This window comes from Enterococcus sp. AZ063, from assembly GCF_051715045.1.
GTDB lineage: Bacteria > Bacillota > Bacilli > Lactobacillales > Enterococcaceae > Enterococcus_D > Enterococcus_D casseliflavus.
In genome coordinates, this window is sequence record NZ_JBIOTA010000002.1 from 26,970 (window position 1) to 39,492 (window position 12,523).

A 12,523-nucleotide genomic window follows, 5' to 3' on the forward strand; every position below is an offset into this window, starting at 1 on the left:
AACAATAGGAAAGAGGAAAATCAATTGAATCAATTTTTGTCGCAGTTGAAGTCAGATTTATTCATGAAAGGCTTTTGGATTATTCAACTGCTAAATGTATCAAAGATCCTTAAATTTTTTGCTAGATCTTATGTCAAGGCTGTCTGTTGGATAGCGGTGCTGAGTTTCTTTTTTTCAGTAGTCCAGTTACCAAACAATAGCAAAGAGGAAGTTGTGAATTTTGTTTTAGTATTATGGTTTTCCGTGGTTTCCACATTATTTTTCGTTTTTTTTGCAACACTATATGGTAGTTCTAATTTGAAAACGAAATTTGGTAAACAGCTGCTTTCTACAGGAGGTACCTTATTAATTTATGTGATTTTAGGGGGCGGCAGCTTGGAAACCTTTCTAGGCTTGGAATTGCAAAGAACAGAGGCCTTGAGTCCTTTTCTAGAAAATTATTTACCAGGCTTTATAGCGGCGTTTGTTCTTTCTTTGTTTGTCAAAGCTATAGTCAACTTTGGCTTAGAAAAAAGTGTGACACCTATCTTACTGGAAAATCATTCAATATCGTGGCAAGCAACTGAATGGCTCAATCCTTACCTGGTTCCCAATAAAACGATTTATGAACACCAACTTGACGGGATTGATCTAATTAAAGTAGAGTTTCGTCTTCGTTACTCTGCGTATACATTCTCGACTGTTGCGGTTGCTTCCCTTCCTTTGGAATGAAGGAGGGAAGATATGGCTATTGCACCAGGAAATAAACGAAAAGCAGCTACACTAGATCCAAAACGGCAACAGCGACTTGAAGAAATTCTTTCCGACTCCAACAATAAGTCATTTACTGATTTTGTTCGAAAGTGGATTGATCAAGAGTATGTATTGATCACGCAATGGAATAAGAAAATCAAGTAAAGGAGGAAAGATAAGAATGTTAGGGAAGATCCGAGACTATCGAATCCAACGAAAAGCCCCAAAGAGACACAGACTATTCAATCAGAAAAGACTGAAGACTTACCTTATGACTATAAATTCCGATTTTATGATAAGAATCCACTTAGTTTTACAATAGGCCAGGCACGACATCCGAAGAAAGGAGATTGATAGATGAAGTTATTAGTTTTTTTAATTCTTTTGTATGTTCTATTTCATGCAATGTGTCTAGTAGTACGGATTGATCTAAAACGGTTGATTTCATTGCCATCGGAAAAGTACTTGAAAGAAACGATTTTTGATTTTGAATTCCACAAAAATATATTCAAAAATATTATCTATATATACGGATTGTTACTTGGTATATGGCTATCCGTGGCTATTATCTGAAAAATAATTTTATACTTAAGTTAAAAGGCCGGGAGGGAAAGAATGGTAGTAAAGGAAAAACTGCGAATATGTATTAATGTACTATGAAAAAGTTTCAGCCAACAAACAGAATCTATAAATTCTTTTTATCAAATGGGAAATAAACTGGATTATCATTATTTGTGTAATCAACGGGCATTTAAGCCCTCCTTTCTCTTTTTTAATAGCATATTAAAAAATTAATAACGGAGGAAATATTTTATGGAAATTGTTCAACTCATTGCAGTAGAAGGAACTATTTTGACGTTTGAAGATAATCAAGGGAGAAAAATCGTTTTTCCTGTTGATTCAGAATTAGCCGAAGAGTATGAAAAAGTTTTAAACGATCAGACTGAAGCTTATGAGCCGTTACTGTTTGAACGTTCACAAATGGAAGCATTGCGGAGGTAATCAAAATGGCATATCAAAAGAAACAGTACAAAAAACGTAGCACCAAAGAAATTCAAGAAGAAGTCAACCAGTTAATGGCGAAAGGAATGGAAGCAATCAAACAATATAGTGTTGATCCAAAAGATCAATTGGAGCTTCTTCAATTTATGAGCCGATTCCACAAATACTCGATGCGAAATCAATCTTTGATTCTTGCTCAGTTTCCTGGGGCATATGCAGTCGGCGGGTATATGACTTTCAAAAATATGGGGTTTCCACCGATCGAGAAATCGAAAATTCGTATTTTACGGCCAAACTTCTTCAAATTATTCAAAGATGCAAAAGGTGAAAATCGTCTTGTCTCAAGTGCGACACCAGAGGAAAAAAAGCTAATAACTTCAGGAAAATTAGATAGTTGGGAAGTTAAACATTATAAGCCTGAAAGTGTTTTTGATATTTCTCAAACTGCCGCATGTCCGGAAGACTATCCGAAATTGTTTCCAAATCGAAGAGTGGAATTTTCAGTACAAAACGATTCATTACTTGATCAATTAGAAGCAGCGTTGTATGCGCTTGGTGACGATATGGGTGTTCCAATTAATGATGAATATACATCTATCTTTGGCACTTGTGAATTAGGTACGGTGAAGGGACATTTTGCTAGTGATCTTTTGGGACATAAGGAAATAGTATTGAATTCAAGAAATACGAAGAGTGAACGAATTGCTGTATTAATTCATGAATTGGCTCATGCAGCACTTCATGATCAAAGCAATCAGGAAAGTTCATATTGGACAACTCAGAATCTAAAACCGGAAGATGTTTCGCTAAAAGAACTTCAAGCTGAATTAGTATCATATGTAGTTAGTTATGAATTTGGAATGGATACTTCAGAAGAAGCAATCCCTTATATGGCGAGTTGGACAAGACACTTAGATAGTTTAGAAGAGGTTGAACCGAACGCGCAATTTCACTTACTGGAGGACGTTCAAAAGGTTAGTCACTCGTTTATTCAATTTGTTGATACACACTTAGAGCAAGTGCGTACCCTTGAGTATGAACGAGAAGTAACAGAAGAACAAATTCAAGAATTTTGTCAGCTTTATCATATTCAAGAAAATGAAGTGTTTACTAAGGAAACGCTGGAGTCCTTTATACGGGAACAGTCACAAATGACTGAGAACCAAATGTTTGCGGCGCTTCATTCTCATGAGAACGATACGTTAGTTGAGTGGGCATATGATAATCAGAAGCCACCTGAGACTATTACCAATTATCAAGAAGAACAGCAATTAAATTTACGCAAAAAAGTTTATGATGGACACGCTTTTTATCAAGTGGATGAGACAATGGAATTATTGTTAGAAAAGCAACATGAGCAAAAACAATATGAGTTGATTTTATTGACTGAAGTTGGTGATTGCACCACTTATAGTTTCCCTTCAGAACAAGAAGTATTCTCAAAGCTCAAGTCGTTGCTAGCGTATCCAATCAACTCTTTAAGTGATCGGAAAGTCGATTTACTGACCACCTATAAAGAGCGTAAGTATCAGCAAGCTTTGATTCATAATCAAGTCATGCGAGAAACCTATTTAGAAGAAACAGGGCGTGAAATGGGATGAAAGAATTTAGGGAAGAAAAAAACACCATATTTTTAACCAAGTTGAAACGCTGGTTTGAAAAGGTAGATAAGAAAGAGCTGCGCTGGAAAGTAGCGATTATTGTTTTTTTAGTTACTACTTTGATTGCTAATATATTCAGCTCGCTCTTGCACAACCTAGCGAATAATTTATTAAATGGAAATCCATTGTCAAATCCAGTCGGATTCCATTTTTTTCAATATCCGTTGCTTTATTTAGTAGTTTATCTCTTTGGGATAGGCTTTTTTTATTACCTTTTTTTCAAAATCAAAATTAATTATGAGTCTTTAGAAGAAGGGGATCAGGCAACAGGTCGTTTCACTACTCTAGAGGAATTGATCCAACAATATAAACAAGTACCACTTAAAGGTCAAACACCTGAAGAAACTTATCCAGGAGATAGTGGAACAATTGTAGCTAGATGGATGAATCGTTTATTTATCGATACAGATCCAGCTCACAATTTTATTCTTGGACGTTCAAGATCTGCAAAAGGACAAACAAAAGTGATTCCGGATATGGACGTTTATTCTCGTTCTGAAGAGAAACCGCACTTAGTTTATGCTTCTGGGAAGTATGAATTGGCTGTGGCAGCGATCGCAAAAGGAACCTTTGCAAGACGGGGATACGAAACACATATTCTTAATCTTGTTGATTTGACAAGGTCCTTCCAGTACAATCCGCTGGATCTTGTCAAAGATGCGTACATGAAAGGGAATATCGACGAAGCGATTGAACTGTGCAAAACCTTTAGCTATCCACTTTATCATAATGAAGAAGCACGAGAACCTGTCTGGGAAGAAACAGCAATGGCGCTTGTAAATGCGGTTATTCTTGCATTATGTCATGAATTCATTACGAAAAGTGACGATCCGAAGAAAACGGAAAAATACATTTCTCTTTATGCTGTTTCTAATATGTTGGTTGAACTAGGGGATGTCGATGAAAATGGCGACACGCTACTTGATAAATATTTTGCGAATCTCCCTGCCGGAAATCCTGCGAAACTTGAATATTCGACTGTCTTATACGCAAAAGGTCAGATGCGTGCGTCTATTTTTGCTTCAACGCAAGCAAAATTACGACAATTTACTGCACCTCAAGTAGCCAAATTGATGGCACGATCAACGTTTGATTTTCGTAAGTTGACCAAAGATGAATCGCCGATCGATATGACCAAACAAATTGTTGTTCGTGGATACGTTGATACTCAAACAGAAGGAGAATACACGTTAACGTATGAAATCACCAATGATTTTAACGAAAAAATTCAAGTCGAACGGTTGATTAAAGTTGCTAAAGGGCTTGTTTATCAATCATTGCCTAATGAAGATCCGTATTTTTCTGGTGTGGAGCATATTGAAATGCCTCCAGGCGCGACTTTCGATCCGCGAGCAGGTGTGACGTGTATCTACCGATACAAGCCACAAGCGATTTTCTTGGTTCTGCCAGATTACATCCAAACCAATTACATTATCGCTAGTACATGGATCTCGCAAATGTATCACGTAGCAAGTGATTTTGCGTCCTCTTTGGATTCAGGAAAATTATTGAAACGAATTCGTGTTCCTTTAGATGAATTTGGAAATTTACCAGGGTTCTCTAATATCGGATCCATGCTATCAGTTGGAGCTGGACGTGGAATCTTATTTGATTTTTACGTGCAACACCCGAATCAGCTAGAGACTCGTTACAGTGAGAAAGTTGGTGAATTTATTCAAGATGAGGCAATGAACAAATATTACCTTTTGAGCGGTTCTAAGCAAGCCAGAGAGGACTTTTCTGCGCTCTTAGGTGATCAAGAGGTAACGGTAAAAAGTCGCTCAGGCGGCGTTTTTGACCTTAATAAGCAGTTTACAGAGAGCGTGCAGACAAGGCCATTGATTTCTCCAAGCGAATTAGGACGTCTTAATGAGGGGGAGGTTGTTGTTGAACGATCGATTCATCGACAGGATCTACAAGGAAACAAAGTTCGGCCATATCCAATCTTCAATAAAGGGGAGGATGGGTCGTTGCTGTATGCTCATACGTATTTGAATGATCAATTTGATCCTAGCTGTAGCATTGATCGATTAGACCTACCGTTTGTACCTGATTTACCTTTAGAAACATATTCAAAAGAATTTGTCACACGTATTAAGAACCCACTTGCTCAACAAGAGCAAATGAGCAATACAGAAAGAAAAGAAGAGGAGTTGAAACAGCTAATGGCTAAACCAGAAGCAATATTAGATAACGAATATAAGGATGTTGAGAAGGCTGGAGTAGCAGCAAATCTGAATGAAATTCAAGGAGTTTACGTAGAAGGAGAACGCAAGACGTTAATTGATGTATATGGACCAGAGAATACGAAGATTATCTATGACCATTTGATCTATTCTTATCCAGAATTGAAAGAAGAAATCGATCAGTTTGAATATTACGAAGACTATGAAGCTTTTCTTTACAAAAAAGAGCATAAAGAATGCTTATTGCGTATTCGAGGATTTGGATTTTTCAAGAATGAAGAAGCTGAATAGAGGGATTCTATGGAAACAATTGATTATTTACTGGAATACGAGAGATATCTGCATATTTCTGGTTTTCTCTGGAATATTTTACGCTGGATAGGGTGGGGGATCATCCTTGTACTAAAGAGTCTGTTAGAGGGGCTTGAGAAAATCTCTTCTAGTGTATTTAAACTCGTTGATTTTTTCTCATATTCTGCCGTAAAGCAGTTTATCCAAGACAATCTCTTTTTGACCTATGCGATTGCAACGGTTTTTCTAGTTGTTTTCTTTTTACGATATATGAGTAATAGAAATTCCTCTATGAAGAGTCTACTTAATAATTTGTTACTTTTCGTAGGGGTCATTCTCATGTGTATTAGCGTGACTACTACGATTACAAGTAAAGTATTTGGCGTTGCTAAGGCAATCAATCAAGAGGACACTACTGTGGCCGCGACGATCATTAATGAGAATATCTATGATATTACCTCAATCGATGCAAATGATTGGAATGGTGCAGACAAAGTACGACATGTTTCTTATGATTCGTCACAATACACCTTTTTCAATATTACAAAAACGATTGATCCAGGCAAGTATGAATTTTCTTCAGATAAATCAAAGGAGATATTATCCAACCGTGTGGACTTAAACAGTCAAGGAGAATACGAACTCGTAAAGCTGGATTCTGGTATGTTCACAATTGATAAAGAATACTATTATCGTTATTCATGGAGTTTTTGGACGATTTTCTTTACCTTGCTAATGACAATTTTTGTCACCCTCTTTACCGCGTTTAAGTACTTGCAATCGCTATACAATATTGGATATAACGGTGTGATTATGCCGTTTTTTGCGGGTACTGATTTTGTTGGGGGAAACAAAATCAAAAAAATCATGCTGAGTACCATGAATATATGGGTAAACGTAATTCTATTTGCTGTTTCTTTAAAAGTTTATCGATTGTTTGTCGGCTATCTTTCGGAAGCGGATATCAATAGTGTGTCAAAGTTAGTGTTCCAATTGCTACTGACTGTTTTTTTGTTTGAAGGACCATGGATCATACAAGAATTAACAGGTATCGACGGGGGACTGAAATCTTCTGTGGGACAAGCAATGGCATTAGGTGGTGCTATGTTCTATGGAGGAAAAGGAGCTAAAGCCTTAGCTGGTAAGGCAAAAGACTTGGGAGGAAAAGTAAAACATGCCTCTAAATTTATGGCCGGATTAGCAGATGGAGCGATTGATCTGGATAGTTTGAAGAAGAAAATACAGCTAAAAGATACGAAACCTTCTGAAAATCAAATGAAACCCGATATTCCAACGCTTTCTGAAGAAGAAAAAGAGGCTTTTGCCAAAGAAATTAAAGAAAACCAGGAAGAGAATACAAATTCAACCGAACCTTCTAGAGGGGAAGAGGCTGCGAGTCCTGGAAAGGAAAGTGGAGTCAATCTGGAATCTGGTGAATCAATGGAGCAAGAAAGAAGAGCTGATTTAAATAAAGAGGCAAATTCAAAAGAGAATCCAGAAAAAGTTGTTGCTGACAGCCTAACAAAAGGAGAAACCGAAAATCCGGATAATTTAAAATCACACATTGCACAAAAACCAATTGATGCTCACAGAGATAAAGAAATTGGAGGTGCTAGTCCTTCACTGAAAGAGCATGTTCAAGACACGAAAAATGCAAATGAATCTTATGCAGATGTATTAAAACAAGGTTCTCATAGCAAGTTAAGCTCCAAACCGATGCCTAACCGTCCTATTCCGTCGCTTATGGAAAGAATGTCTACAAATCCTACTCGAATAAATCCTAATCAGTCGAAAAGATTTTCTTCTATCACTTTGCCGAATTCTGTTCTTCAAGCTAAAAATCACATGCGTATGAATCAACAGGCAGCGAATGTCCTTTCTCAGATGCCGCTAAAAGAGGTATTACCGTCTTCTCCTTTAAATGCTAGATCTTCTATAGGGAAACAAGCAAACTCGGCTCTCACAGCGAATTATGGGCGAATTCCACTTAAAGCAACACCACCGCAAATGATTGCGGCTAAACAAACATTAAGTAAAGCGGCCATGACTGGTTCTGTATTGCAAAGACCGTCTGTTAGTCGTCAAGTGATTGCTGGACATATCTTAGGTTCAAAACATAGCGCATCTCCGGTTGTTCAGGTACCAGCATCTATTTCCCAAAGTAGTGCTGTACAGACGTTAAAACAAGATATTGAGAGAAATAATGCGCCACTAACAGATAAGACGGTTTTTGATGTGGTTGTTGATCGACAAATCAATAAAGCAGAGAAGAAGTGGAAGAAGGAAAAGCCTTATGCTGTAACAAAGGAGATAGGGAAAAATACTGGTGAAGCATTGCGAAGTAAAGTAGAAAGCAATTCACTAAGACGCTTTTTTAGTTCTTCTAAACAGAATAAAGAGTAGGTGAGAAAATGAGAGAGTTAAGAAATGTTGAGAGCATTCGTCCAAAAAAGGAGCTTATCTTCAGTTACTCTGTCGTTGATTTGCTGTTTATTTTTTTTATAACAGGGATGGCATACCTGCTCAGAGGGATCGTTTACGATCCCTTTGAGTATATTTTTGTAGGTTTTACAGTTGCAAATTGTATTTTTTTATTTAAAGAACCAAAGTCAAATCCAAAAAAGAAACATGTCAATGTTATGTTTTTAAGTATTTTGAGGGTATTTAAAAAATTGAATGCGCCTATTCGATCGATTGATCTATATGAATATGGAAAGAGGAGAGACGAATGAAATTTGATACCACGGAATTAAAAACAAAAAAGAAGCAAACTCAGAAATCAAAAAGAGCAGGAACTACTTTTCAAATTCAATTTCCACGAAAGAAAAAGGAGTCTACTAGGGAAAGTTTGCAACAAGAAAAGAGTCACGAGAATCTTAAAGATATTGGAAAGCGAAAAAAAATGCTGCGTAAAATGACAGAAATCCACCCTATACGAGGGTGGGGGTCAAATCCAGATGAAGGGTTTATTCGCTATACAAGAGGATATTTTGAAGTTATTAAAATGAAAGGCCACAACCTCTTTGGTATGAAAGAGGAACAATTTCTAAAAATTATGGATTCTTACGCTGCGCTGTCGAGTCTATATGAGCCTCCGTTTAAATTGATATCGATTCACTCACCGGTGGATACTTCTTTACAGCAGGGGTATTTCCGACGCACGTTTCAAAGAGCGGCCGAAAATGTTCAAAAAGATATTCTGCAAACAAAGTATGAAGAGCTTGCTTCCATTGCTAAATATCGGCAAATGGAAGACTACTTTATTTTTGTTTTTGGCTATGACGAAAAGGCGTTACGTGAAAACTTGGAGGATTTCTATAAATGTGCAGGTGTTCTTCAGCTGGAAAAACTAAATCGTGAAGAAAAAATTCAACTGCTATTTCGAATGAATAATCCTACAAAAAAATTAGCTCCAGAGCCAATCAATAATTATGAAATTACGGACAAGCGAGTAATAGAAGCAGGTATTGATCCGGAACTCTTATATAGGATTCAACCATTAGCGAATCCCAAGTTCACCGAAACAGCAATGCGAACGGATCAGTGTTGGCAAGCTTGCTTACATGCGTTTAAGCTACAACCGGAACCAGATTATCTTTGGATGACTCCTCTAACGAAAATCAAAGACAAAATTTTAATGGTTGATATTGCCACTCAGTCGGATGATTCGACAAGACAAGATATTCAAAAGACCCTTGTACATTTAAAAGGGTCATATCAAACGTCAAAGGACGATACTGAAAAGGAAATGATTCAAGAAGAATATACGCGTCTAATTAGCCTTTCCAAAGATATACGGAAGAAAAGGGAAATCATGAAATATGTATCTATTCGCTTGTATTTGTACGCGGATACTCAAAATGAGCTTGAGAAAAGGATCAAAGAGACACAGAAAAAACTTGAAAAAGAGGAGTTCGGCTTTGCATGTTTTACTTTGGAACAAGAGTATGAATGGCAAGCACTCTTTTTGGATTATTATTCTCAAACTATGTTGCCTAATCGTCGTTCTGGCCTAGATATAGCAACCAATGAGCTTGGGGCCAGTTATCCAGCGAATCAAGTTTATCTGTCTGATCCTAGAGGTCAGTATATCGGTATCTCAAACACAGGTGGACACATGTTTCTTGATGTTTGGGAGTATTTGATGGACCAGAATCGAACCTTCTACAATATTCTAATCACAGGGCTTATGGGAAATGGTAAAACAACCCTCATGAAAAAAATAATGGATGATACTATTGGTCGAGGGTATCTAGTTCGAGGATTCGATAAATCAGGAGAATTCACACGCTTGATCAAAAAGCGTAAAGGAGAGATTATCCGGCTGGATGGCCAAGATGGCCGAATCAACATCCTAGAAGTAATCGCATTGGCGGTGAATGATGAAACATTGGAAGTAAGTGAACAGTCCTCATTTATGATGCACCTATCTAAGTTGGGGACATGGTATTCAATTCTAAAACCAAGCGCACCAATCGAAGAGTTGGATATGTTTGATTCAATCATTATCGAACTATACAAGAAGGTCGGACTATCCGACAAGGATGGCCACGTAACCCAAATTACAGGATTGCCTGCTGAGCGATACCCTATTCTTTCAGATGTGATTGGCGTAATTGACGATCGATATCATCAATCTAAGTATGAACAGGAGAGAAATCATCTTTACAATATCCAATCGACACTCACAACGCTCTTACAAAAGACAAATACATTGTTTGACGGACCGACAACGATTCCGGATATTTCCAATCAGCAAGTTCTCTTTTTCAACATAGATGGATTATCAAATTTTGAACAACGTTTCGTAAATGCTCAATTGTTTAATGCTTTTAATCTATTTAGTGCGACACTTTTCAATAATGGACGCAGAGAACACAGAAAATACCAACAAGAAGCGATTTCCTTTGAAGAGATCCGAAGAGGTATGTTTTTTATGGCCGAATCACATAACCTGATCAATCAAAATAATCCTAGAATGGTTTCATATTTTAATACCTATGCCAGAGAAGCAAGAAAACGATATGCTGGTTTATGTTTGGATACACAAAGTGTGCGTTCACTTGTATCCACTACAAGAGATAGTAAAGGCAGCAATGATGATGAAGCCAAAGATATCTATGATTTCATGAATTATCGCTTCTTCTTCCAGCCTGGAGAAGGCGAAAGCGATAATTTAAGTGTAGAGAATGGTGGTGTCTTAACAGCTGAACAAGCCGAAAGATTAAATAAATTTATTCCTGGACAAGCCTTACTTCGAATTGGGAAATCTGAGGCGTATGAGTTGTTTGTTTATGCTTCAGATGAAGAGTTGGATCTCTATGACGGAGGTGGACGCAAAAGCGGGGAGGTATGATTTCAAAAAAAATCAAGAAGCGAATAATCAAATGGGTACTTGTTTTTCTTGCTTCAAACTTTTTGCTTATCGGCGCATTCATTCTCATATCGGCTTTCCTTATTGGTGTTGTTTCCTCGGTAAATGATAGTCAATCTGATTGTATTTCAACATCCGTTGACATAACTGAAGGGAATGATTCAGAAATTCCAAGCTCTATTGACGAGTTCGTTAGAAGTCATGCAGAAGCGTATAAGCTTTCATGGAAAGCTGGAGGATTTTTACCGTCAGCTAGTATCGCTCAAACAATGGTTGAGAATGGATTTAATTTTACAAATCCTTCCGGAACATCATTTTGGAAAGCACATAACATGGGGGGCGTGAAAACGTCAAAATTAAGTGACTTCCCTATCACTTTGGCCACATTTGGTGAGGACGCAGTAGATATCACAGGTACAAAACCAGGAACAAACGTAGGGGACAACACAGGGGGCGCATACACATGGTTTAAAAATTATGACGCTGGTATCGTCGGTAAGGCAGAGTTTATGGCGCATCAAACATTGTATACGAAAGCAATCAATAACACGGATGGACTTAGCACCTTAACTGCTATATACAATGGTGGATGGGCAACGGATCCGTCTTACTTAATAAAACTGCACAGTGCCTATAAAAACTTAGGAACTAAATTTCAGTGGCTCGATCAAGAAGCAATCAGCGAATATGGGCCTGCGCCTTATAAGAAGGTGGATCTTTCGTCAGGACTGGATTTTGATTTTTCAAAAGATGAATCGTCAGATTCAGATGATGGCTGTTCGGTGTCTTCCGCAGATACGAGTGATCAGATTGTTGGTGATAACTCAGCACCTATTTTAGAAGTTCCAGCGGAGTACCAAGGGAAGTTATCTTTGCCAAATCCTGACAACCATAATTACTCAGGAAACAATTATCCGTTTGGGCAATGCACATGGGGAGCGTATAACCGAATGGCACAAATCGGAAATCCAATTGAATGGTTTTCTGGAGACGGTGGTAACGGTGGATCATGGGCCGCTTCTGCAAAAGCGAAGGGATACACTGTTGTTAAAGGAAAACCTCAAGTAGGTTGGGCCGTTAGTTTTCCTGGTGGTGTTGCAGGATCAACGCCACCATATGGACATATCGCCGTCGTTGAATATGTCAATGATGACGGTAGTATTTTAATAAGCGAAACGAACGTCGTTAATCCTGGATCGGGTACACGATCGTGGCGTGTGATTGGCAAAGAAACAGTTGCTCAAGTTGAATTTATTCAAGGAGGAAAGCATAGATAA

Annotated in this window: 9 protein-coding genes; all 9 read left to right on the forward strand. The window is 37.8% G+C overall.

Annotation, left to right across the window (positions count from 1 at the left end; translation table 11 throughout):
* The first annotated feature begins 24 nt into the window (after positions 1–24).
* The 9 genes from IGK61_RS17840 to IGK61_RS17880 all read left to right on the forward strand — a co-directional run bounded on the left by IGK61_RS17840 (position 25) and on the right by IGK61_RS17880 (position 12,523).
* Positions 25–711, forward strand: coding sequence for a hypothetical protein (locus tag IGK61_RS17840; RefSeq protein WP_438845021.1), 687 nt, complete (start codon positions 25–27; stop codon positions 709–711).
* Between the two features lie 12 nt (positions 712–723).
* Positions 724–897, forward strand: a complete 174-nt coding sequence (locus tag IGK61_RS17845; RefSeq protein WP_438845022.1) for a hypothetical protein — start codon at positions 724–726, stop codon at positions 895–897.
* Positions 898–1,545: 648 nt separating this feature from the next.
* Positions 1,546–1,734, forward strand: coding sequence for a hypothetical protein (locus IGK61_RS17850; protein WP_438845023.1), 189 nt, complete (start codon positions 1,546–1,548; stop codon positions 1,732–1,734).
* Positions 1,735–1,739: 5 nt separating this feature from the next.
* A complete protein-coding gene (locus IGK61_RS17855) occupies positions 1,740–3,335 on the forward strand; it encodes an ImmA/IrrE family metallo-endopeptidase (RefSeq protein WP_438845024.1) in 1,596 nt (531 codons plus the stop codon).
* A complete protein-coding gene (locus IGK61_RS17860; RefSeq protein WP_438845025.1) occupies positions 3,332–5,872 on the forward strand; it encodes a VirD4-like conjugal transfer protein, CD1115 family in 2,541 nt (846 codons plus the stop codon). Before IGK61_RS17855 ends, IGK61_RS17860 begins: the two co-directional genes overlap by 4 nt.
* A gap of 9 nt (positions 5,873–5,881) precedes the next feature.
* Positions 5,882–8,275 carry a pLS20_p028 family conjugation system transmembrane protein gene (locus tag IGK61_RS17865; RefSeq protein ID WP_438845026.1) on the forward strand — a complete coding sequence of 798 codons (2,394 nt, stop codon included), beginning with the start codon at positions 5,882–5,884 and terminating at the stop codon, positions 8,273–8,275.
* A gap of 8 nt (positions 8,276–8,283) precedes the next feature.
* Positions 8,284–8,604, forward strand: coding sequence for a DUF5592 family protein (locus IGK61_RS17870; RefSeq protein WP_438845027.1), 321 nt, complete (start codon positions 8,284–8,286; stop codon positions 8,602–8,604).
* Positions 8,601–11,228 carry a hypothetical protein gene (locus tag IGK61_RS17875; RefSeq protein ID WP_438845028.1) on the forward strand — a complete coding sequence of 876 codons (2,628 nt, stop codon included), beginning with the start codon at positions 8,601–8,603 and terminating at the stop codon, positions 11,226–11,228. The genes IGK61_RS17870 and IGK61_RS17875 overlap by 4 nt, the downstream gene beginning before the upstream one ends.
* Entirely contained in the window at positions 11,225–12,523 is a 1,299-nt protein-coding gene (locus IGK61_RS17880; protein ID WP_438845029.1) for a CHAP domain-containing protein, read from the forward strand. The genes IGK61_RS17875 and IGK61_RS17880 overlap by 4 nt, the downstream gene beginning before the upstream one ends.

Excerpts from the sequence above, each read along its gene's own strand:
- IGK61_RS17865 (WP_438845026.1), top strand. The coding sequence starts at position 5,882 with ATGGAAACAATTGATTATTTACTGGAATACGAGAGATATCTGCATATT.
- IGK61_RS17850 (WP_438845023.1), top strand. The coding sequence starts at position 1,546 with ATGGAAATTGTTCAACTCATTGCAGTAGAAGGAACTATTTTGACGTTT.
- IGK61_RS17855 (WP_438845024.1), top strand. The coding sequence starts at position 1,740 with ATGGCATATCAAAAGAAACAGTACAAAAAACGTAGCACCAAAGAAATT.
- IGK61_RS17860 (WP_438845025.1), top strand. The coding sequence starts at position 3,332 with ATGAAAGAATTTAGGGAAGAAAAAAACACCATATTTTTAACCAAGTTG.
- IGK61_RS17870 (WP_438845027.1), top strand. The coding sequence starts at position 8,284 with ATGAGAGAGTTAAGAAATGTTGAGAGCATTCGTCCAAAAAAGGAGCTT.
- IGK61_RS17875 (WP_438845028.1), top strand. The coding sequence starts at position 8,601 with ATGAAATTTGATACCACGGAATTAAAAACAAAAAAGAAGCAAACTCAG.
- IGK61_RS17880 (WP_438845029.1), top strand. The coding sequence starts at position 11,225 with ATGATTTCAAAAAAAATCAAGAAGCGAATAATCAAATGGGTACTTGTT.
- IGK61_RS17845 (WP_438845022.1), top strand. The coding sequence starts at position 724 with ATGGCTATTGCACCAGGAAATAAACGAAAAGCAGCTACACTAGATCCA.